This is a genomic window from Kitasatospora sp. NPDC087861 (genome assembly GCF_044742585.1).
Taxonomy (GTDB): domain Bacteria; phylum Actinomycetota; class Actinomycetes; order Streptomycetales; family Streptomycetaceae; genus Kitasatospora.
The window spans coordinates 17,673-39,562 of record NZ_JBIUUS010000048.1; the positions used below are offsets into that span (position 1 = coordinate 17,673).

Consider the following 21,890-nt stretch of genomic DNA (forward strand, 5'->3'; position numbering starts at 1 on the left):
CGCGAGGGAGGGGAACGAACTGGAGTAGCGTGCCATATCGAACACGCACGACCGGTACCCGTGCAGATGACGTTTGGGACACGGCCGTTGGGGGCATCGCGACGCACCCGACGAGTTGTCAGGCAATGCCCGTTTTCTCCCCGGGCGGTCCTCCGCCACGACCGGATCGGGCCACTTACCGGCGAGTACGCCACCCTCGCAATGAGATGACAATCACACTCGCGAGGTGACCAGCGAGCGCAGCAGTTCAAGATCGACCTGCTCCAGCGAGGAGAGCACCAGCCGCCCCTGGGCCGGCTCGATCGGCGCCACCGAGGGCACCGCGATCACCGGGCAGCCGGCCGCCTCGGCCGCCCGCACCCCGGTCGGCGCGTCCTCGATCACCACGCAGCGGGCCGGCTCCGCACCCAGCCGGCGGGCCGCCTCCAGGTACGGGTCCGGGTGCGGCTTGGTGCGCGGCACCTCGTCCCCGGCGACCGTGAAGGCGAAGTGGTGGGCACCCAGTGAACGCAGCACGATGTCGATCACGTGCCGGTGCGAGGCGGACACCAGGGCGGCCGGGATCCCGTGCGCGGCAAGGGTGTTGAGGAGGCGTTCGGCGCCCGGCATGAGCGGCACGCCGCCCGCCAGCAGGTCGACGAAGCGCTGGTTGATCAGCGCCGTCAGGTCCGCCGGGGCGAGGTCCACCCCGGTGGTGCCGACCAGGTAGTCGATCACCCGCGTCATCGGGCCGCCGACCACCTGGGCCCGGTCCTCGTCGGTCAGCGCGTGGCCCAGCTCGGCGAACAGGGTCACCTCGGCCTGCCACCAGAAGTCCTCGGTGTCCACCAGTGTCCCGTCCATGTCCAGCAGCACCGCCTGCAGGCCGCGGCCGTCCCCGTGGTCGAGGACCCGGGTGGCGGTGGAGGTGGTGGTCATGGCGGGAGTCCTTCCGTCGGTACCCCCGGGGGCGCGCCCGAGCGCACCCTGGGGATGGCACAGGCCGGCCCGCTGGTGAGCGGACCGGCCCGTTCAGGATCATCAAGGATACGCCCGTACCCCCCGGAAGGAGCGAACGCAGCAGGGCACCGGAGTTACCGGGCGTTGAAGTACTTCGCCTCCGGGTGGTGGATCACGATCGCGTCGGTGGACTGCTCCGGGTGCAGCTGGAACTCCTCGGAGAGCACCACGCCGATCCGCTCGGGCCTCAGCAGCTCGGCGATCTTGGCGCGGTCCTCCAGCTCCGGGCAGGCCCCGTAGCCGAGCGAGAACCGGGCGCCCCGGTACTTGAGCGCGAACATGTCCTTGACGTCCTGCGGGTCCTCGCCGGAGAAGCCCAGCTCGTAGCGGACCCGGGCGTGCCAGAACTCGGCCAGTGCCTCGGCCAGTTGCACCGACAGGCCGTGCAGCTCCAGGTAGTCGCGGTAGGAGTTTCCGGCGAACAGCTCGTTCGCCGCCTCCGAGATCCGGTTGCCCATGGTGACCACCTGAAGGCCCACCACGTCCCGGATGCCGGACTCCTCCGGGCGGAAGAAGTCGGCCAGGCAGAGCCGGCGACCGCGCCGCTGGCGGGGGAAGGTGAAGCGGGTCCGCTCGGTGCCGTCCTCGTGGAAGACGATCAGGTCGTCGCCCTTGGAGTTGGCCGGGTAGTAGCCGTAGACCACGGCCGCCTCCAGCCAGCCCTCGGTCTGCAGCCGGTCCAGCCAGGCCCGCAGCCGCGGCCGGCCCTCGGTCTCCACCAGCTCCTCGTAGGACGGCCCGTCGCCGCTGCGGGCCGCCTTCAGGCCCCACTGACCCTTGAACAGCGCGTCCTCGTCCAGCCAGGAGGCGTAGTCGGCGAACGGGATGCCCTTGACGATCCGATCGCCCCAGAACGGCGGAGCGGGCACGGTGTTGTCGACGGCGACGTCGGAGCGGATCTGGCCGAGGTTGACCTCCGGCTCCTCCTCCGCCACCTCGATCCGGGCGTGCCGGCGCTGCTTGAGCTCCGGCAGGGTCGCGCCGGGCACCCCGCGCTTGACGGCGATCAGCGCGTCCATCAGCCGCAGGCCCTCGAAGGCGTCCCGGGCGTAGCGGACCTCGCCCTCGTAGATCTCGTGCAGGTCCTGCTCGACGTAGGCGCGGGTGAGCGCGGCGCCGCCCAGGATCACCGGGTAACTCGCGGCCAGCTTGCGCTGGTTGAGCTCCTCCAGGTTCTCCTTCATGATCACGGTGGACTTCACCAGCAGGCCGGACATCCCGATCACGTCCGCCTTGTGCTCCTGCGCGGCGTCCAGGATCGCCGAGACCGGCTGCTTGATGCCCAGGTTGACCACGTTGTAGCCGTTGTTGGACAGGATGATGTCCACCAGGTTCTTGCCGATGTCGTGGACGTCGCCCTTGACGGTGGCCAGCACGATGGTGCCCTTGCCCTCGCTGTCGGACTTCTCCATGTACGGCTCCAGGTGGGCCACCGCGGTCTTCATCACCTCGGCGGACTGGAGCACGAACGGCAGCTGCATCTGGCCGGAGCCGAACAGTTCGCCGACCACCTTCATGCCGGACAGCAGGGTGTCGTTGATGATCTCCAGCGCGGGCCGCCCGGCCAGCGCCTCGTCCAGATCGGCCTCCAGGCCGTTGCGCTCGCCGTCGATGATCCGGCGCTGCAGCCGCTCGTCCAGCGGCAGCGCGGCCAGCTCCTCCGCTTTGGAGGCCTTGACCGAGGCCGAGGAGACGCCCTCGAACAGCTCCAGCAGGTGCTGCAGCGGGTCGTAGCCGTCCCGGCGGCGGTCGTAGACCAGGTCGAGGGCGGCCTCGCGCTGGTCCTCGGGGATCCGGGAGATCGGCAGGATCTTGGAGGCGTGCACGATCGCCGAGTCCAGGCCCGCCTCCACGCACTCGTGCAGGAAGACCGAGTTCAGCACCACGCGGGCGGCCGGGTTGAGGCCGAAGGAGATGTTGGACAGGCCCAGCGTGGTCTGCACGGCCGGGTGGCGGCGCTTGAGCTCGCGGATCGCCTCGATGGTCTCGATGCCGTCCCGGCGGGACTCCTCCTGGCCGGTGGCCAGGGTGAAGGTGAGGCAGTCGACCAGGATCGAACCCTCGTCGACGCCGTAGTCGGCGGTCAGCTCGGCGATCAGCCGCTCGGCGATCTCGACCTTCTTCCCGGCGGTGCGGGCCTGGCCCTCCTCGTCGATGGTCAGCGCGATCAGGCCGGCGCCGTGCTCGCGGGCCAGCGAGGCGATCCGGCCGAAGCGCGAGTCCGGGGCGTTGCCGTCCTCGTAGTTGACCGAGTTGAGCACCGCGCGGCCGCCGAGCGCCTCCAGACCGGCTCGCAGCACCTGCGGCTCGGTGGAGTCCAGCACGATCGGCAGGGTGGAGGCGGTGGCCAGCCGGCCGGCGATCTCCTTCATGTCGGCGACGCCGTCGCGGCCGACGTAGTCCACGCAGAGGTCCAGCAGGTGGGAGCCGTCCCGGATCTGCTCGCGGGCGATCTCCACGCAGGCCTGCCAGTCGCCGGCCAGCATCGACTCGCGGAACTTCTTCGAGCCGTTGGCGTTGGTGCGCTCGCCGATCGCCAGGTACGAGGTGTCCTGGCGGAACGGCACCGCCTGGTACAACGAGGCCGCCGAGGGCTCCGGCTGCGGGGTGCGCGGGGTGACCGGGCGGCCCTGCACCCGCTCGACCACCTGGCGCAGGTGCTCGGGGGTGGTGCCGCAGCAGCCGCCGACCAGCGAGAGGCCGTACTCGCGGGTGAACACGTCATGCGCGTCGGCCAGTTCGGCCGGGGAGAGCGGGTAGTGGGCGCCGTCCTTGCCGAGCACCGGCAGGCCCGCGTTCGGCATGCAGGACAGGCCGATCCGCGCGTTCTTGGCCAGGTAGCGCAGGTGCTCGCTCATCTCGGCCGGGCCGGTGGCGCAGTTGAGGCCGATGTAGTCGACACCGAGCGGCTCCAGGGCCGTCAGCGCGGCGCCGATCTCGGAGCCGAGCAGCATGGTGCCGGTGGTCTCCACCGTCACCTGCACCAGCACCGGCAGGTCCAGCCCGGCCTCGGCGAGGGCGCGCTTGGAGCCGAGGATGGCGGCCTTGGTCTGCAGCAGGTCCTGGCTGGTCTCGACCAGCAGCGCGTCGGCGCCGCCGGCGATCAGGCCGGCCGCGTTCTGCTGGAAGCCGTCGCGCAGCGTCTCGTACGGGGCGTGACCGAGGGTGGGCAGCTTGGTGCCGGGGCCGATCGAGCCGAGCACCCAGCGGGTGCGGCCGTCGGCGGCGTGCGCGTCGGCGACCTCGCGGGCGATCCGGGCGCCGGCCTCGGACAGCTCGAAGATCCGCTCCGGGATGTCGTACTCGCCGAGCGCGGAGAAGTTGGCCCCGAAGGTGTTGGTCTCGACGCAGTCCACGCCCACCGAGAAGTAGGCCTCGTGGACGGAGCGGACGATGTCGGGCCGGGTGACGTTGAGGACCTCGTTGCAGCCCTCCAGGTTCTGGAAGTCCTCCAGCGTCGGATCCTGTGCCTGGAGCATGGTGCCCATCGCACCGTCGGCGACCACCACCCGGGTGGCGAGCGCTTCACGCAGCGCGTTCGCGCGGCTCTGCTGAGTGATGGACGGATCGGCTGCAGTGGCCATGGGGCTTCTCCCTGGTGCGACGGCTGTCGGCTTTGCGGGCCCGCTTACTCGGGCCCGCACGTGGCCAGCGTATCCGGCCCGCGCCCCGGCCTGCGGCGGCATTCCGTATCCTGAGCGTTCGAGCGCAAGGGGGGAGCAACCGCGTGGCCCGATTCCGGACCTTCGCACGGCGCACGGCGGGGGCCCTGGCGGCCCCGTTCCGGGCGGCGCGCAGACGCTGGCGGAGCTGGTCCTGGTGGCGCCGGGCGCTGCTGGCGCTGGGCCTCGCGGTGGCCGTGCCGGCCGCCGCACTCGGCTCGGCTTTCGTCGCGATCCGCTTGCAGTACACCGGCGACCCGTCCGCCGAGGCCCGCACCCGCGGCCGGGACGCGCTCTGGCTCGGCCACGCCTGGGTGGACGGCCGCAGGACCGAGGCCGACGTCACCGCCCTGGTGCGGCAGCTGGCCGGCACCGGCATCCGCGACCTGTACGTGCACACCGGCCCGCTGGAACACGACGGCTCACTGCCGCCGACCGTCCACCCCAGGGCCCGCTGGTTCACCGACACGGTGCACCGGGCGCTGCCGGACGTCCGGCTGCAGGGCTGGCTGGGCGACGAGGTCAAGCCGGAGAAGGACGCCCTGGACCTGGAGGACGCCCCCACCCGGGAGCGGGTCACCGCCTCCGCCCGGCAGGTGCTGGACCTCGGTTTCGACGGCGTGCACTTCGACATGGAGCCGATCCGCCCCGGCAGCGCCGGCTGGCTGGCCCTGCTCGACCAGGTCCGCCCGGTGACGGCCGCGCGCGACGCGAAGCTCTCGGTGGCGGCCCCGCAGATCGATCCGGTGCCCGGCCTGCACACCGCCGGCATCCTGCTCACCGACCACGGCAAGTGGTGGGACCAGGCCTACTTCACCGAGACCGCCCGGCGGGTCGACCAGGTCGCCGTGATGACGTACGACACCAGCATGCCGACCGAGCCGCTGTACGGCGGCTACGTCGCCCTGCAGACCGAGCTGGCGCTGGAGGCCACCCCGGCGGGCGTGGACCTGCTGATCGGGCTGCCGTTCTTCTGGGACGACAAGTGGGGCCACCGGGGTGACGCCGAGACCGTGTCCGCCGCCGTCCGGGGCGTCCGGTTGGGCCTGGGCCGTCAGGACCCCGGGCGGCGGAACTTCGGCGTCGCGCTGTACGTGGACTTCGCCGCCACCCCGGAGCACTGGGCGGCGTACCGGCGCGGGTGGGTGGAGGTCTAGTCCACGGGGCCCCCGGGGCGAGGGAGCGCCCTCGCGCTGTGTGGCCGCTCCGGCACGGTCTGCACCCGCCCCGGGCGGCTGACGCACCGTCAGCCCGTGCCGTCCGGATATCCGCTGGATCGGGGCGGTCCGCTCCCCCAGACTGTCCCGGTGCCCGGCCGCGGTGCGCATCAAAGCCCGTAGGCTGGGCAGGTAGGGACCATGGGGCGAGGCGTTCCATGGGTGACGAGAGGTTCGACAGTCGGCAGCCGACCCGTCGGCGCCCCGGCAGGCCAGCCGAGGCGGCGCCGGTCCGACCGCCGGCCGGAGGGAGACGCTGGGTGATCGAGCTGGAAGATGTTCCCGAGTTGATCGACCCGGTGATGGTCTGCGCTTTCGAGGGCTGGAACGACGCGGGCGACGCCGCCTCCGCGGCTCTGGCGCATCTGGACGAGACCTGGGGCGGCAAGGTCATCGCCGCCCTGGACGCGGAGGACTACTACGACTTCCAGGTCAACCGGCCCACGGTCTGGCTGGACGGCGGCATCCGCCGGATCACCTGGCCCACCACCCGGCTCTCGGTGATCCGGGTGACCGAGCCGACCACCCGGGACCTCGTCCTGGTGCGCGGCATCGAGCCGAGCATGCGCTGGCGGTCGTTCTGCAACGAACTGCTCGGCTTCGCGCACGAGCTCGGCATCGAGCTGGTGGTGATCCTGGGCGCGCTGCTCGGCGACACCCCGCACAGCCGCCCGGTGCCGGTCAGCGGGGTCACCTCCGACCCGGAGCTGGCCCGCCGCCTGGACCTGGAGGAGAGCCGCTACGAGGGCCCGACCGGCATCGTCGGGGTGCTCCAGGAGGCCTGCACGCATGCCGGGGTGCCGGCCGTGACGCTCTGGGCCGCCGTGCCGCACTACGTCGCGCAGCCGCCGAACCCCAAGGCGACGCTGGCCCTGGTCAACAAGCTGGAGGACCTGCTGGACCTGCGCATCCCGCCGGGTGAGCTCGGCGAGGACGCCCGGGCCTGGCAGCTGGGCGTGGACCAGCTGGCGGCCGAGGACAGCGAGGTGGCCGAGTACGTCCAGCAGCTGGAGGAGGCGCAGGACACCGCGGAGCTGCCGGAGGCCTCCGGAGACGCGATCGCCCGCGAGTTCGAGCGCTACCTGCGCCGCCGGGAGAACGTCGGCCCGACCGGGGAGAAGCCGGTGTCCGGGCACGCCACGGCGGAGCGGCCGGCCGAGCCGGAGGCCCCGGGGGCGGCCCGGGAGAGCCAGGACGGCGACGAGGAGTAGCCCCACGCTCCGAGAGACGCCGAAGGGGTGTCAGGACCAGGTGTCCTGACGCCCCTTCGGCGTCTCTCGGAGCGGTTGCCGGCCGTCGGCCGTCGGTCAGAGCGCGACGCCGAGCAGCGCGTCCACGGTGCGGCTGACCAGGCCGGGCGCGCCGATGTCCGGGCCGCCCTCGGTCTCCTGCCGGGCCGCCCAGCGGTCGACGGCTGCCAGCGCGGCGGGCGCGTCCAGGTCGTTCGCGAGCGCCGTGCGGACCTCGCCGAGCAGTTGCTCGGCGGCCGGGCCGTCCGGCCGGGAGACCGCGGCCCGCCAGCGGGCGAGGCGCTCGACGGCCTCGTCCAGGGTCGCCTTGGTCCACTCCCAGTTCTCGCGGTAGTGGCGCGAGAGCAGCGCCAGGCGGATCGCCGCCGGGTCGACGCCGTCGCGGCGCAGCGCCGAGACGAAGACCAGGTTTCCGCGGGACTTGGACATCTTGTGGCCGTCCAGGCCGACCATGCCGGCGTGCACGTACGCCTTGGCGTACGGGTGGGTGCCGGTGGCCACCTGGGCGTGCGAGGCGCCCATCTCGTGGTGCGGGAAGGAGAGGTCGCTGCCGCCGCCCTGGATGTCGAAGGACATCCCGAGGTACTGCAGCGCGATGGCGACGCACTCGATGTGCCAGCCGGGGCGGCCGTGGCCGAGTTCGGTCTCCCAGGCGGGCTCGCCCGGGCGGGCGGCGAGCCAGAGCAGGGCGTCCAGCGGGTGGCGCTTGCCGGGGCGGTCCGGGTCGCCGCCGCGCTCGGCGAAGACCGGGCGCATGGCCTCCCGGTCGAGGCCGGAGACCTGACCGAAGTGCGGGTCGGAGTCGACCGAGAAGTAGATGTCGCCGTCCACCTCGTAGGCGGCGCCGCTCGCGAGCAGCTTCTGGACCAGCGGGACGATCCACGGGATCGACTCGACGGCGCCGATGTAGTGCGCCGGCGGGAGCAGCCGCAGGGCGGTCATGTCCTCGCGGAACAGGGCCGTCTCGCGCTCGGCCAGCGCGGTCCAGTCCTGCCCGGTGGCGACGGCGCGCTCCAGCAGCGGGTCGTCCACGTCGGTGACGTTCTGGACGTACAGGACGTCGTGGCCGGCGTCCTTCCACACGCGCTGCACCAGGTCGAAGGCGTTGTAGGTGGCGGCGTGGCCCATGTGGGTCGCGTCGTAAGGGGTGATGCCGCAGACGTAGATCCGGGCGGTGCCGTCCTGCGGCACGACCTCCCGGACCGTACCCGCTGCGGTGTCGAAGATACGAAGGGGGAGCCCCTGACCAGGCAGGGCGGGAACCTCGGAGGCGGGCCAGGCATGCATGGAACTGACTTTAACCTTGCGAACATTTGAAAGCCTAACCAGTACGCAAGATCGACTGGATTCGCTTCCTGTCGTTGCCGGACCGCTTCCCGACTGATAAAGAGCGGGTCCGACGAGCCCGCCGGAGGTCTTCGGGCACGGGTGAGCGCCCGGCCGGCCCTGCCGCCGACCGGGCGCCCGGCACCCCGGGGGACGCGGCCGGAGCCGCTACGACCGCTTCCAGAGGGCCGGCACGTTCGGCGGCTCCCAGCCGACCAGGGCGGTGTGCGCCTGGAGGCAGGCGTAGGAGGCGCCGGAGTAGGTGACGCGATCGCCCGCGTTGTACGGGGTCCCCGCCTTCCAGCTGCCGCTCGGCGGCGTGCTGGGCGTTCCGGTGGGGGTGGCGGTGGGCGTCGGGCTCGGCGTGCCCGGGGTCTGCGGCACGTCCAGGACGAAGTCGAAGCTGCCTTCGCGGGCCGGGCCGTTCTGGCGGACGTTCATCAGCAGCCGGGCGTCGTAGATGGTGTCCGTGCTGTTGCGCGGCTCGCCCGGGAAGTAGAGCTGGGTGGTGATCACCGGGCGGCTGGGCGCCTGGAGCTTGACGTGGAGGTGCCGGGTCCGGCCCGGGTAGAGGCCGGGGACGATGGTGTCCAGCTTGAAGACGCCGTTCGCGTCGGTGAACTGGTGGCCGCGGAAGGTGTAGCCGACGTTGTCGTAGGCGCCGTTGTCGTCGGCCTGCCAGAAGTCCAACAGGACGCCGGGGATCGGCCGGCAGGCGCGGCCGAAGACGTAGCCGCTGACGGTCAGCCGGGTGCCGGGGCCGTCGTCGACCAGGGAACTGCGCAGCGGGGAGTCGGGCTTGAAGTAGGGGCCCTCGGTCTGCTCGATGGTGGGGTCGTCGCCGTCGTGGCACTCGGGGGTGAAGCCGGGGGGTCGGCCGGTGCCGGCCTGCTCGCGGGCCAGCGCGACACCGCCGCCGACCAGCAGCGGGGCTGCGCCGAGCATGGCTGCGGCCTTCAGGACGGTCTTTCGGCTGATCATGCCGTCGGGGCTGGGCATGCGCCCTCTCCTTTGGGATGGGGGTGACGGAGCCGGGATGGGGTGGAGGTGAGGCGGCCCTTGCCATGGTGGGGGCATGACAAGGACCGGGCCGGTCACCCGTCCGCGTGCGCCGGACCGGCCACCGGTGGCCAGCAGCAAAGTTACGGGCCTTCCGGAGCCGCCGCGATGGACGCGATCCGGGGATCGTGGTGATTTCCGTCGACCCTGGCCCGGAACTCCCCCGGCGTCATCCCGGTCTCCCGCCGGAAGAAGCGGCAGAAGTAGGCGGGGTCGGCGAATCCCGCCTCCTTCGCCACCTGGCGAATCGTCAGATCCGTGCAGGCCAGCAACCGTTTGGCCTCCAGGGCCTGCTGGCGGCGGATCAGCCTGCCCGGGGTGCGGCCGGTGGCCTGCTTGACCAGGGTCTGCAAGTGGCCCGGCGAGACGCCGAGTTCCTGCGCACTGGAGGCCACCGAGTGGCGCACGCCGCCCGGCCTGGCGATCAACCGGGTGAAGGCGGCGGCCAGTTCGGTCGGCCGACCGGGCAGTGACGGCCGGTCGGCGCGCTCGGCGGCGCGCAGCGCCCGGATGATCAGGATGTGCAGGCTGGCCCGCAGCACGCCCTGGAAACCGGGCTGCCCGGCCCGGTACTCGTCCTCCATGTCGGCGAGCAACGCGCCGATCGGCCCGGCCCGTTCGCCGAGGCCGAGCGCCGGGCGGGTCGCCAGCGCACGTAACGCGGCGAGGTCCTGCGGGTTCCTGAGCAGGAAGTCCTCGTCGAACAGGACGACCTGGCCGGTGAGTTCGTCCGCGTCCGACCAGTAGTGCACCTGGCCGGGCGTGATCACGCACAACTGCGGTGGCGCCAACGGCTGGTGGACCAGGTCCAGGACGTGGGCGCCGCGGCCGCCGGTGACGTGGACGATCTCGTAGAACGAGTGCCGGTGCGGGAAGCCCGCGCGGGAAAGCGGGCCGATCGTGTCGAAAGTGCCGATGGCGAACGGCAGCAGGGCCTGCAGCCGGTGCAACGGCAGGTCCGGCGTGGTTCGGGGGGTGGGGGTGGTCCGTCGCGCGTCCATCGGAGCAGTGTGCGACCGATTCACGTGACAGGTCCAGACCATCAACCGGCCCGTTACCTTCGCCGGTGCTACACCGGCGGCCAGGGGATCGCGGGCCAGTCCTCGGAGGGCAGCGGGTGCCGGCCGGTACGGCGAAGTCCGGCCACCCGATCGCGGGTCGCCTCCAGTTCGGCGGCGGTCAGGTGCGGGGCGAGGCGCTCGGCCAGTTCGCCGTCCAGCCGCTCGGCGAGCCGGGCCAGCACCTCCAGCGCCTCGGCGGGCAGCGGCTCGCCGGCCCAGCCCCAGAGCAGGGTGCGCAGCTTGCCCTCGGTGTTGAAGGTGACGCCGTGGTCGATGCCGTAGACCCGGCCGTCGGCGGCCGGGATCAGGTGGCCGCCCTTGCGGTCGGCGTTGTTGAGCACCGCGTCCAGCACGGCGAGCCGGCGCAACCGCTGGTCGTCGTGGTGCACCAGCAGCGCGGTGCGGCCCTCGCCGACCTCGGCCCGCACGATCGGCAGCCAGCCCTCCTCGGGGCCGCGCGGGTCCTGGAGGGCCAGCAGCGGCTCGGCCTCGTGGTCCGGCTCGACCCACAGCTGCACCATGCCGGGCCCGTGCGGGCCGTCGCGCAGCACGGTGGGCGGGACCAGCGCCCAGCCGGTCGCGGCGGACACCTCGTACGCGGCGACCTCGCGGCCGGCCAGCGTGCCGTCCGGGAAGTCCCAGAGCGGGCGCTCGCCGGCCACCGGCTTGTAGACGGCCTGCGCGCTCAGCGAGCCGTGCGTGACGGTGCAGTACAGCGCGGCGTTGGAGGCCTCGGTGAGGCGGCCGTGCACGGTCAACTCGCCCTCGCGCAGCAGCTCCAGCGCGGTGGGCACGTCGGCGGCGAGGGCGGCGGCGGCCGCCGGGTCCGCCTGGGGCGGCGTCTCGGTGTTCAGCGCCGGTAGCCGTTCGCGCGCGGGCACAGGTGGCCCTCCGGGTCGAGCGGCAGGTTGCAGAACGGGCAGGGCTTGCGACCGGCCGCGACCAGGTCCAGGGCCCGCTTGGCGAACACCCGGGCCATCGCGCCGGACAGCCGCACCCGCAGCATGTCCGGGCCGCTGTCGTCGTCCTCGAAGACCGCCGCGGTGCTGTCCTCGTCGTCGTCCTCGCCCTCGATCAGCGCCTGCGCCTCGACCACCAGGCAGCCGTCCACGCCGTCCCAGGCCAGGGCCATGGTGCCGACCCGGAACTCCTGCTCCAGCGGCAGGTCCAGCGGAGCGGTGTCGAGCAGGTCCTGCGGGGCGGCGGCCGGGATGGAGACGTCGCCGCCGCTGCGCCGCAGCGCCTCGTCGAGGACCTCCTCGATCCGCTCGGCGAGCGCCGCCACCTGGGTCTTCTCCAACAGGACGCTGGTGATCCGGCCCCGGGCGCTGGCCTGCAGGTAGAACGCCCGGGCGCCGGGCTGGCCGACAGTGCCGGCCACGAACCGTTCGGGCTGGTCGTAGAAGAAGACCTGACGGGGCACGCTCTCGCTCCGGATCGTGTCGTTCGTGGGGATCACAGGGATCGCTGGGAGGTCATGGCTCGGGCTGCCGTTCGGCGGCCCGCGCACGGGCTCGCCACGCGGCGGGGCTCGTTAGTCACCCTACGACCTCCGGGCCCCCGTCGGGGAGCCGAGCCGGACTGGCACCGGCCAGCTCAGGCGGTGCCGCCGGGTGGTGCGGGGCCTGACGATCGGCTCGGGGCGGCGGGTCGTGTCGGCGGGCGGTCGCCTCGGGCGGCGGGCCGCCGCGGCGGGCGGTTCGCCTCAGGTGGTGCCGCCGACCACCGCGTCGCCGGCCGGGGTGGCCGGGGCGGCGCCGGTGCGCGGCGCGAGCGAGGCGAGGTCGCCGGTGTCGCCCATCCTCAGCACGAAGGGCCGCTGCGGGGTGTAGCGGATCGCGGTGACCGAGCAGGGCTCGACGCTGATCCGCTGGAAGTGGTCCAGGTGCAGGCCGAGCGCGTCGGCCACCACCGCCTTGATCACGTCCCCGTGCGAGCAGGCCACCCAGACCGCGTCCTCGCCGTGCTCGGCGGCGATCTTCTCGTTCCACTCCCGGACCGCGCTCACCGTGCGGTGGCTCAGCTCGCGCAGCGACTCCCCACCCGGGAAGGCCGCGGCGGCCGCGTGGTCCTGCACGGTGCGCCAGAGCGGTTCCTTCGCCAGCTCGGCCAGCGGCCGGCCGGTCCACTCGCCGTAGTGGCACTCGCCCAGCCGTTCGTCCTCGGCCGGCGGTCCCAGCTCGGGCCGGGCCGCCAGCAGCGGCTCCAGGGTCTGCCGGCAGCGCTCCAGCGGACTGCTGACGACCCCCGCCAGCGGGATCCCGGCGAGCCGGCCGGCCAGCGCGGCGGCCTGCGCGCGCCCGGTGTCGTCGAGGTCCACGCCGGGCGTCCAACCGGCCAGGATTCCGGCGGTGTTCGCGGTCGAGCGGCCGTGGCGGACGAGCAGCAGGGTGGGCATGGGGCTTAGCCTACGGCCTCCGGGCGCAGCCGTGGGGCGGGGGTGCGGGCGCGGGCGCGGGGCGCGGACGCGGGGCGCGGGCGCGGGGCCCGACCGTGGGGCGCGGGCGGGGGTGCCGGTCCCGCAGCCGTGCTGGCCCGGCTTCACACCGGACGCCCCGTCCCGGGCCACAATGGCCCGCATGATCGTCCACTGTGCCAGCTACCACGACGGCCACCGGATCGAGGCCCCCGACGACCTCGCCGGCGCGCTCGCCGCCGCCCGCGCGGCCGGGCCCGGCGGCTTCGTCTGGATAGGCCTGTTCGAGCCCACCGCCGAGGAACTCCACCACGTCGGACGGGAGTTCGCCCTGCACCCGCTCGCCGTCGAGGACGCCGTCAGCGCCCACCAGCGCCCCAAGGTCGAGCCCTACCAGGGCTCCCTGTTCGTCGCCCTCAAGACGCTCGGCTACCACCCCGGCGCCCACGCGGTGACCATCGGCGAGGTGATGGTGTTCCTCGGCGCGGACTTCGTGATGACCGTCCGGCACGGCGCCGACACCCCGCTCTCCGGCCTGCGGGCCCGACTGGAGAAGCAGCCCGAACTGCTGCGGTACGGGCCGAGCTCGGTGCTGCACTCGGTCCTCGACACCGTCGTCGACGGCTACGTGGACGTGGCCACCGGGCTGCAGGCCGACCTGGACGAACTGGAGGCGGACGTCTTCGCCCCCGGCCGGGTCGGTCGCGACACCGCCGGCCGGATCTACGGCTACAAACGCCAGGTGATGACCGTCCGCCGCGCCACCGGCCCGCTGCTGGAGCCTGCGCTGCGCCTGGCCCGGGGCGGCGAACCGTACGTCCGCCCGGAGACCCTGCCCTACCTGCGGGACGTCGCCGACCATCTGGCCCGGGTGACCGACCAGGTGGACGGCATGGACCGGCTGCTGTCCGACATCCTCAACGCCAACCTGGCGCAGGTCAGCGTGCAGCAGAACAACGACATGCGGAAGATCTCGGCCTGGGCGGCGCTGGCCGCCGTGCCGACGATGATCGCGGGCGTGTACGGGATGAACTTCGTCGACATGCCCGAACTGCGCCAGCCCTGGGGGTACCCGGCGGTGCTGTCGCTGATGGTGGCGGTCTGCCTGGTGCTGCACCGGGTGTTCAAGCGGCACGACTGGCTGTAGTGCCGCTCGAAGACCCGGGTACCGCTTCGCCGGGCGCCGGTTCACCGGGTACCTGCTCGCCGGTGACGCCGGGCGCCGCTACGCCAGGCCGGCGCGCTCCAGCGCCTCGACGCCCGTGCGCAGCGCCTGGATCCGCTCGTCCAGGGTGAAGCCGGACGGGGCCAGGGTGAGCGTGGTGACGCCGGCGTCGGCGTAGGCCTGCATCCGGTCCGCGATCCGGGCGGTGTCGCCGATCAGCGAGGTGGCGTCGATCAGCTCGTGCGGGACGGCGGCCGCGGCGCCCGCGTAGTCCTTGGCCAGGTACTTCTCCTGGATCTCGTCGGCGGCCTGCTCGTAGCCCATCCGCCGGGTGAGCTGGTTGTAGAAGTTCTTCTCCTTGCTGCCCATGCCGCCGATGTACAGCGCGGCGTAGGAGCGCTGGGAGTCGACGCCGGCCTTGATGTCCTCGCCGACCGCGATGGTGACGGTCGGGCAGAGGTCGAAGCCGTCCAGGCCCTGCCCGGTCTTGGCGCGGCCGGCCTTCAGCGGGTCGAGGGAGAGCGCGGCGTGCTCGGGCGAGAAGAAGATGCCGAGCCAGCCGTCGGCGATCTCGCCGGTCTGCTCCAGGTTCTTCGGGCCGATCGCGGCGATGTACAGCGGGATGTGCTCGCGCACCGGGTGCACGGTGAGCTTGATCGGCTTGCCGGGGCCCCCGGGCAGCGGCAGCGTCCAGTGCTCACCCTCGTGGACCAGCCGTTCGCGGGACATCGCCTTGCGGATGATCTCCACGTACTCGCGGGTGCGGGCGAGCGGCTTGTCGAACTTCACGCCGTACCAGCCCTCGGAGACCTGCGGTCCGGAAACGCCGAGGCCGAGCCGGAACCGGCCGCCGGACAGGGTGTCCAGGGTCGCCGCGGTCATCGCGGTCATCGCCGGCGTGCGGGCGGGGATCTGGAAGATGGCCGAGCCGACGTCGATCCGCTCGGTCTTGGCGGCGACGAAGCTCAGGACGGTCGCCGCGTCCGAGCCGTACGCCTCGGCCGCCCAGCACACCGCATAGCCGAGCCGGTCCGCCTCCTGGGCCACGGCGATGTTGTCGGCGTCCATGCCGAGTCCCCAGTAGCCGAGGTTGATTCCGAGTCGCATGTGCCGAACCTTCCAGTCGGTGAGGGTTGGTGGCGAGGGTAGCCGCGCACTCACCGGTCATGCTACTGACCGGTAGTGGTGGTCCGGGTCACACCCGCCGGCCCCCGGTGGCCGGTGATCGTTCTGCGGGTCGCCACCCCTGCCCGGGCACCGGCCGCTACGCTCAGCCGACGTGGGGAGCGCTCTTCCCACCTGCGCGTTTTCAGGGCTACCGGCGCTCCCGGTGCCACCGGCCAGAGGAGGGCCCGTCCGATGGAAAAGCGACACCTCGGCCGTACCGGTCTGCAGGTCTCCCGGCTCGGGCTCGGCACCATGACCTGGGGCCGCGACACCGACGAACACGAGGCCGCCGAGCAGCTCAAGGACTTCGTCGACGCCGGCGGCAACCTGCTCGACACGGCCGACGTGTACGCCGACGGCGGCGCCGAATACCTGATCTCCCGGCTCACCGACAGCCTGATCCCCCGCTCCGAACTCGTCATCGCCACCAAGGCCGGCAGCGTGCCGGAGTCCACCCGCCGCTTCGACGGCTCGCGCGGACACCTCCTCTCCGCGCTCGACGCCTCGCTGCGCCGACTCGGCACCGACTACGTCGACCTGTGGCAGGTGCACTCCTTCGACCCCATGACGCCCGTCGAGGAGACGCTCAGCGCCCTCGACATCGCCGTCTCCTCCGGACGCGCCCGGTACGTCGGGGTCTGCGACTTCAGCGGCTGGCAGCTCGCCAAGGCCGCCACCTGGCAGCGCTCCCACCACGGGCGCACGCCGCTGGCCGGGGCCCAGCTGGAGTACTCGCTGCTCCAGCGCGGCATCGAACGCGAGGCGCTGCCCGCCGCCCAGGACGCCGGGGTCGGGCTGGTCGCCTCCTCGCCGCTCGGGCGCGGGGTGCTCACCGGCAAGTACCGACACGGCGTCCCGCAGGACTCGCGCGGCGCCTCGCCGTACCTGTCCGGGTTCGTCCAGCCGTACCTCGGGGAGCGCTCGCGGCGGATCGTCGACGCCGTCGCCACGGCCGCCGACGGGCTCGCCAGCAGCCCGCTCGCGGTCGCCCTCGCCTGGGTCCGGGACCGGCCCGGGGTGGCGAGCGCGCTGGTCGGGGCCCGTACGGTGGCCCAGCTGCAGGCGGCGCTGTCGGTGGAGGCGCTTACGCTTCCGGGTGAGATCCGTGGTGCGCTGGACGACATCTCGTCGCCCGTGCACCGCTACCCGGACCAGGGGTGGAGCGAGCTGTAGCCCCTCGTCCTGATGAACAGGCAGTGGAGTGACCTTTGGAGCGGACGATGAGTGACACGGAGAACGGCGCTCCGGAGGAGACCACCGGGGGCTCGGCCGGCTCGGCCCGCCCGGTGGACAAGGCGGCGGCGATCGCCGAGTTGGCGCAGCGGATCCGCAGCGTCGGCCCGCAGGCCGCACCGCCGGAGGGCGGGGACCGACCGGCCGTCGCCGAGGACGCCAAGGGCGCCGAGGCCCCGGCCACCGCGCCGGCCACCACGCCGACTCCGGGCCCGGCTCCGGGCCCCGGGGAGCTCGACCGGCAGCGCGCCCAGGCGCTCAAGGACACCGCCGAGGTGCTGACCGCCGGGGGCGCCCCGATGGAGCTCGCGGCCGCCGCGGTGGCCGAGTTCGGCGACGGCGCCGCCGAACAGCTGCGCTCCGACCCGTGGGCGGTGCTGTCCCTGCCCGGCGTCCGGCCCGACCACGCGGACGGCTTCGCGCGCGGCCTGCTCGGCCCCGCCGCCGGCCCCGGTGACCCGCGCCGCGCCCAGGCGCTGGTGCCGTGGCTGCTGGAGCAGGCGGCGCTGCGCGGCCACTCCGCCGTGGAGGTCGCCGAGATCGCGGCCGGCCTCGACCGCCACGGGCTGCCGGACTCGGCCGCGGCGATCCAGGCCGCCGTCCTGGACGGGCGCGCGATGCCCTTCCAGGAGGAGCTGACCGGACCGGAGGCGCACGCGGCGGGCGGGGACGAGGACGAGGAGCCGCCGACCCGGACGCTGCTCGCCCTGGAGCGGCTCGCGCTGGCCGAGGAGAGCCTCGCGGACGGGCTGGTCCGGCTGATGTCGACCTTCGTGCCGGGCGAGGACTCGGAGCCGGACGAGGACTCGGTACCGGATGAGGGCCCGGAGCCGAGCGAGGAGGCTGACGCCGGCGAGGGCTCCGACTCGGGCGAGGCCGCCGACTTGAGTGAGGACGCCGACTCAGCGGCGCGCTCCGGCTCGGGCGAGGCCGCCGACTCGGGCGAGCACGCCGACTCGGGCGAGGCCGCTCCGCAGGCCCCCGCCATGCCCGGCCCGACCGCGTGGGCGGCCGCCGGTGAAGCCGCGCCGTCCTCCTCCGCCACCGCCCTGATCCAGGCCGTCGCCGACAGCGCCCTGGTGCTGCACACCGGCGGCGAGGCCGCCCGGGCCGAACCCGCCGCACTGCTGGCCGCAACCCGCGGCCTCGGGCTGCGGGCCTGGGCCGCCACCTGGACCGACCAGGGCCGGGAGTCCTTCGCCGCGCTCACCGACGCCCCGGCCGCCGTGGTCACCCTCGCCGACCTGCTCTCCGGCGCCGCCGGGCCGGGCCGCTCCTCCGACGGCACGCTCGCCCTGGACGTCCTGGTCGTCCTCGACGCCCCGCTGCTGGACGTCGAACTGGCCGCCACCGTCCTGGAGTCGCTCGCCGACGGCACCCGCCTGGTGCTCAGCGGTGACCCGGGCCAGCTCTGGTCGGCCGGCCCCGGACGGTTCTTCGCCGACCTGCTGGCCGCCAAGGTCTGCCCCGCGGTCGCCTCCCGCACCCCGGACTTCGGCCCGATCGGCGAGCTGGTCTCCGGCATCGGCATCGGCGAACTCCAGCCGGTCGAGGCGCCGGACAAGGAGGTGGTCATCCTGACCGCCAAGGACGGCGGCGAGGCCGTCCACCGCGCCATCCAGCTGCTCACCGACTCCATCCCGCGCGCCCTCGGCATCCCCGCCGAGCAGGTGGTGCTGCTCACCCCGGGCCACGGCGGCCCGGCCGGCACCCGGGGCCTGAACGCCGCCGCGAAGGCCCGGCTCAACCCGGGGCCCGGCCGGTTCGGCGGCTTCGACCCGGGCGACCGGGTGGTCGAATCCCCCGCCCCCGGCATCACCCGCCCGGCCCGGGTACTGGACGGCGACGCCACCGGCCTGCACCTGGAGTACGCGGACGGCTCGCGCCGGACCGTCCCGCCCGCCGAGGCCGCCCGGCTGCGGCACGGCTGGGCGCTGACCGTCCACCAGGCGCTCGGCCGCCGTTGGCCGGGCGCGGTGGTCGTGCTCCCGGAGGACGCCGGCCCGGTGCTCACCCGGCAGTGGGTCTACACCGCCTTCGGCCGCGGCGAGCGGCACCTGTCCGTGGTGCACGCGGCGGGCCCGGCGCTCGCCCAGGCCGTCGCCGAGCGCCCGGCACAGCCGCGCACCACCCGGCTGCGGGCGATCCTCGCCGAGAACGCCGCGTCGGCGTACTGATCCGCGCACACCGGTTGACACTCCGGTCCGAACCCGCCGGACCGAAAACACAGCGGGCGGGCCCCACACCCGGTGGGGTCCGCCCGCTGCGGTCCGAGCCGGTCAGTCGTCGGGGTCCTCGTCGTCGTAGACCTCGCTCACGTCGAACCGGCAGATCAGCATCTGCGGGTCGGCGTGCTCGAAGGGCTCCGGCAGCCACTCCCCCGGCTCGGTCGGCTCCGCCGCCGCGACCCAGAGCGTCGAGTCCGCCTCCTCCAGGCCGAACTCCTCGCTGCGGGCGGCGATCTCGTCCGGCTCGTACTCGCCGAACAGCACACCGATCGCGGCGTTCACCCCGCTGGTGCCGCCCCCGCCGGGGGTCAGCGACTCGTCGAGCCGCTCGGCCTGGGCGCGCAGCCGCTTGGGGTCGGCGACGTGGTAGTCCCGGCGGATCAGCACGCTGATCGCCTCGGGCTGTTCGGGGCCGTGGTAGCCGCCCGGGCCCTCGTCCCCGGGGATCTCGAAGGGGGTGACCTCGTCGTAGACCTCGTAGAGGAGTTGGTCGTAGGCGATGGCCGCCGTCGCGAGCTGCTCGTAGGCGGCGGACACAGCGGGATCATCCGCTGCGCTGGGGCTTGACACCGCTTCCAGATGACGGTCGATGGCGGCCTTGACCGCCTCGGCGGCGGCGCGTACCTCGGCAATGGTGGGCTGCGCGGCATCAGACATGGTGCAGACGCTATCTCCCCGCGGTGTCGGTACGCACAGCGGTTGTCACCTACACCCGCGATTTCACCGCAACTTCCCCCCTGATGTCCGATCCGCGTGGTTCTGTCCCCGCGCATGCCCGGCGCAGAGGGCGTGCGGCCGGGCCCGACGAGGCCGATCGGGTGCCGCTTCGCGCGCCGGGATCGGGGTATCCCGTCCACAGGAACAACGGAACTGATGCACTGTCAGCCAGGCCGGTCCGGGCTGGTCCCGTCGGGTCGGGAGGACGGCGGGAACGACGGCAGGAATGACTGCGGGAACGACGGCAGAGAGGACGACCGGAAATACCCGGTCCGGCTGTCCGAGGCAGGTCGTAGGCTTGCGTGCAGGTGATCCTCAGGAGGAGCGTTTTGACCCCACCGAAGCCGGTCCGGCAAACGGAGTACGAGTACCAGTCGCTGCGGATGCCGCGCGGAACCACGCGCAACGCGGCACGCCAACTGCTCACCGAGCACGCCGAGTACGGACACTGGGAGCTCGACCGGTTGCGGCTGTTTCCCGACGGGAGCCGGACGGTCCGGCTGCGACGGCGGATCATCCGACAGGTCCGGAGCTGGTGACGGGCGGGCGCGCCTGAGTCCGCCCGTCACGGCGGGGGCGTACGGGCGGGGGACGTACGGGCAGATCCGCCTCGGGTGGGGAGCGGCCGGGCGGGGTGAGCCCGACCGGGAACGTGACTGCCCCGGCGGGGATTTCACGCCAGGCCTCATGCCCGGCCATCACCCCGAGACTCCACTCCGGGCTTTCACGCGCCTGCGGCCGCCCGATGGACGGGCGGCCGCGGGCGCGTCGCGCGCTCCGGCGGCGCTGCGGGGTGCGACCTACCGGCGGCTCAACGCGCGCCGGCGCGGGCGCGGCGGTAGAGCACGCCGCCGCCGAGCAGCAGGGCGAGGCCGGCGGCGCCGAGTAGTTCGACGTCACCGGCGCCGGTGGAGGCCAGCTGGCTGCCGACGGCGGTGCTCGGCGAGGCGGCTGCGGTGCGGGCCGCGACCGGGACGGCCTGACCGCTCGCGACCGGCGCGGCGGCGGGGGTCGAGCCGCCCCCGGGGGTGCCGGTTCGCGGGTTGCCCGGGGTTTCCGCGCCGCCGGTCTGCGGCGGGGCGGACGGGCTGTGGTCCTCGGGGCAGTCGTCGGTCGGCTTCGGGGCCGGGACGGAGTGGGCGACGTTGCCGCAGTCGTTGCCGAAGGCGGGGTTCCCGACGCCGACCACGTCCACGGAGTTGCCGCAGGCGTTGACCGGGACGTGCACCGGGGCCTGGACGCTGTTGCCGGAGACCACACCGGGCGAGTTGGCGGCGACACCGGAGGCGGACGCGCCCGAGGCGGACGTACCCGCGCCGGTGCTGGAACTGGAACCGGCGCCCGTGTGGGAGCCGCCCGGCTTCGCGGCCTCGTGGTGGCCGCTGACGTTGGCGCAGCGGTTGCCGTAGGACGGGTTCAGCACGCCGATCACGTCGACGGTGTTGCCGCAGGCGTTGACCGGTACCTCGACCGGCACCTGCACCGAGTTCCCGGAGGCGACACCCGCCGAACCGGCCGCACTTCCCTGCGCCTCGGAGCCCGCGTAGGCGTAGCCGGCGGTCGAGGCCAGGACACTGCCGGTGGCCACGACCGTGAGGATCCCCTTCTTGGCTACATTCCTCATCTTTTCCCCTGACGTATCGAGAACGACGTGACGACCTTGACGCGACTACCCTCCGAAAGTCGGAATTTCCGCATATCCAGATATCCGGCAAGGTCTTCGACTGCACAGGGGTTAACGAGAGGGCGACGGGGAGGTTGAGCCGAACGAGCCCGCTTCACCCGATCGAGCGAGGCCCCCGCCCGGCCCGCGACTCCTCAGCTCCCCGGTTCCCCGACTCCCCACCCCCTCCACTCCTCAGCTCCTCGACTCCGCGACTCCGCGACTCCGCGACTCCGCGACTCCTCAGCGTCCAGTCCCCGGACATGCGAACGGCCCCCTGTGCGGCGCGTCCGCCGCACAGGGGGCCAAGTGAGTCGGCTCAACGAGCCTCAGGGGCTCGGAGCGTGGCTCAGAAGTTGGCGCAGTGGTTGCCGAACGCCGGGTTCAGCACGCCGATCACGCTGACGGTGTTGCCGCACAGGTTGATCGGGATGTGCACCGGGACCTGGACCTGGTTGCCCGCGACGACACCCGGGGAGCCGGCGGCCACACCCTCGGCGGCGGCACCGCCGTGAGCGGACGCGACACCGGCGGCGGCGATCACCAGGCCACCGGTGGCGGCGGCGACAGCGGCGATCTTCTTGACCTTCATCATTCCTCCTGTATGGACAACGCAACCCGTTCGGCGGGCTACACAGGAATGAACGACGGTGCGGCAAACGGGGTACGGAACAGATTTGCCATTCACCCGCAACGGTGATGTCTCGCACACATACTCGACACGCAT

The 21,890-nt window shown here is 73.3% G+C and carries 18 protein-coding genes; 6 read left to right on the forward strand and 12 right to left on the reverse strand.

What is annotated here, in order from left to right; translation table 11 throughout:
* Nucleotides 1-213: 213 nt before the first annotated feature.
* Complete coding sequence (locus tag ACIOJE_RS36945; protein WP_280681825.1) at nucleotides 214-918, reverse strand: HAD family phosphatase; 705 nt, start codon at nucleotides 916-918, stop codon at nucleotides 214-216.
* 155 nt (nucleotides 919-1,073) lie between these two features.
* The gene (metH, locus tag ACIOJE_RS36950; protein ID WP_400782577.1) at nucleotides 1,074-4,583 is read right to left on the reverse strand and encodes a methionine synthase; all 3,510 of its coding nucleotides are present in this window, start codon (nucleotides 4,581-4,583) and stop codon (nucleotides 1,074-1,076) included.
* A gap of 143 nt (nucleotides 4,584-4,726) precedes the next feature.
* Here metH and ACIOJE_RS36955 point away from each other — a divergent pair, with 143 nt between their 5' ends.
* On the forward strand, nucleotides 4,727-5,818 hold the full coding sequence (locus ACIOJE_RS36955) for a hypothetical protein (RefSeq protein WP_280681828.1): 1,092 nt from the start codon (nucleotides 4,727-4,729) through the stop codon (nucleotides 5,816-5,818).
* A 320-nt stretch (nucleotides 5,819-6,138) separates the two neighbouring features.
* Nucleotides 6,139-7,089: a PAC2 family protein gene (locus ACIOJE_RS36960; RefSeq protein WP_280681829.1), complete on the forward strand. Its 951-nt coding sequence runs from the start codon at nucleotides 6,139-6,141 to the stop codon at nucleotides 7,087-7,089.
* 96 nt (nucleotides 7,090-7,185) lie between these two features.
* Here ACIOJE_RS36960 and mshC read toward each other — a convergent pair whose 3' ends face one another.
* From mshC to ACIOJE_RS36990, 6 genes are all read right to left on the reverse strand, one after another.
* The gene (mshC, locus tag ACIOJE_RS36965) at nucleotides 7,186-8,415 is read right to left on the reverse strand and encodes a cysteine--1-D-myo-inosityl 2-amino-2-deoxy-alpha-D-glucopyranoside ligase (protein WP_280681831.1); all 1,230 of its coding nucleotides are present in this window, start codon (nucleotides 8,413-8,415) and stop codon (nucleotides 7,186-7,188) included.
* 207 nt (nucleotides 8,416-8,622) lie between these two features.
* Nucleotides 8,623-9,453, reverse strand: coding sequence for a carbohydrate-binding protein (locus ACIOJE_RS36970; protein ID WP_400782579.1), 831 nt, complete (start codon nucleotides 9,451-9,453; stop codon nucleotides 8,623-8,625).
* A gap of 143 nt (nucleotides 9,454-9,596) precedes the next feature.
* Nucleotides 9,597-10,514 carry an AraC family transcriptional regulator gene (locus tag ACIOJE_RS36975; protein ID WP_400782581.1) on the reverse strand — a complete coding sequence of 306 codons (918 nt, stop codon included), beginning with the start codon at nucleotides 10,512-10,514 and terminating at the stop codon, nucleotides 9,597-9,599.
* Nucleotides 10,515-10,582: 68 nt separating this feature from the next.
* Nucleotides 10,583-11,356 (reverse strand): SCO1664 family protein, encoded by a 774-nt coding sequence (locus ACIOJE_RS36980; RefSeq protein WP_280681888.1) that lies wholly within the window; start codon nucleotides 11,354-11,356, stop codon nucleotides 10,583-10,585.
* Nucleotides 11,357-11,424: 68 nt separating this feature from the next.
* A complete protein-coding gene (locus ACIOJE_RS36985; RefSeq protein ID WP_280681837.1) occupies nucleotides 11,425-11,997 on the reverse strand; it encodes a DUF3090 domain-containing protein in 573 nt (190 codons plus the stop codon).
* Nucleotides 11,998-12,279: 282 nt separating this feature from the next.
* Nucleotides 12,280-12,972 carry a histidine phosphatase family protein gene (locus ACIOJE_RS36990; RefSeq protein WP_280681840.1) on the reverse strand — a complete coding sequence of 231 codons (693 nt, stop codon included), beginning with the start codon at nucleotides 12,970-12,972 and terminating at the stop codon, nucleotides 12,280-12,282.
* A 181-nt stretch (nucleotides 12,973-13,153) separates the two neighbouring features.
* On the opposite strand from ACIOJE_RS36990, the gene ACIOJE_RS36995 reads away from it, so the two are divergent.
* On the forward strand, nucleotides 13,154-14,137 hold the full coding sequence (locus tag ACIOJE_RS36995; RefSeq protein ID WP_280681842.1) for a magnesium and cobalt transport protein CorA: 984 nt from the start codon (nucleotides 13,154-13,156) through the stop codon (nucleotides 14,135-14,137).
* Nucleotides 14,138-14,215: 78 nt separating this feature from the next.
* Here ACIOJE_RS36995 and ACIOJE_RS37000 read toward each other — a convergent pair whose 3' ends face one another.
* Nucleotides 14,216-15,262: an LLM class F420-dependent oxidoreductase gene (locus tag ACIOJE_RS37000; RefSeq protein ID WP_400782583.1), complete on the reverse strand. Its 1,047-nt coding sequence runs from the start codon at nucleotides 15,260-15,262 to the stop codon at nucleotides 14,216-14,218.
* 252 nt (nucleotides 15,263-15,514) lie between these two features.
* On the opposite strand from ACIOJE_RS37000, the gene ACIOJE_RS37005 reads away from it, so the two are divergent.
* Nucleotides 15,515-16,495, forward strand: a complete 981-nt coding sequence (locus ACIOJE_RS37005; protein WP_280681847.1) for an aldo/keto reductase — start codon at nucleotides 15,515-15,517, stop codon at nucleotides 16,493-16,495.
* 47 nt (nucleotides 16,496-16,542) lie between these two features.
* Complete coding sequence (locus ACIOJE_RS37010) at nucleotides 16,543-18,732, forward strand: helix-hairpin-helix domain-containing protein (RefSeq protein WP_400782586.1); 2,190 nt, start codon at nucleotides 16,543-16,545, stop codon at nucleotides 18,730-18,732.
* 102 nt (nucleotides 18,733-18,834) lie between these two features.
* Here ACIOJE_RS37010 and ACIOJE_RS37015 read toward each other — a convergent pair whose 3' ends face one another.
* Nucleotides 18,835-19,440, reverse strand: a complete 606-nt coding sequence (locus tag ACIOJE_RS37015) for a hypothetical protein (RefSeq protein ID WP_280681851.1) — start codon at nucleotides 19,438-19,440, stop codon at nucleotides 18,835-18,837.
* Nucleotides 19,441-19,829: 389 nt separating this feature from the next.
* On the opposite strand from ACIOJE_RS37015, the gene ACIOJE_RS37020 reads away from it, so the two are divergent.
* Nucleotides 19,830-20,039 (forward strand): DUF5703 family protein, encoded by a 210-nt coding sequence (locus tag ACIOJE_RS37020; RefSeq protein ID WP_400782588.1) that lies wholly within the window; start codon nucleotides 19,830-19,832, stop codon nucleotides 20,037-20,039.
* Between the two features lie 272 nt (nucleotides 20,040-20,311).
* On the opposite strand, the gene ACIOJE_RS37025 is transcribed toward ACIOJE_RS37020, so the two are convergent.
* Together ACIOJE_RS37025 and ACIOJE_RS37030 are read right to left on the reverse strand one after the other, a co-directional pair.
* Nucleotides 20,312-21,124 carry a chaplin family protein gene (locus tag ACIOJE_RS37025; protein ID WP_400782590.1) on the reverse strand — a complete coding sequence of 271 codons (813 nt, stop codon included), beginning with the start codon at nucleotides 21,122-21,124 and terminating at the stop codon, nucleotides 20,312-20,314.
* Nucleotides 21,125-21,512: 388 nt separating this feature from the next.
* A complete protein-coding gene (locus ACIOJE_RS37030; RefSeq protein WP_400782597.1) occupies nucleotides 21,513-21,755 on the reverse strand; it encodes a chaplin in 243 nt (80 codons plus the stop codon).
* Nucleotides 21,756-21,890: the final 135 nt, after the last annotated feature.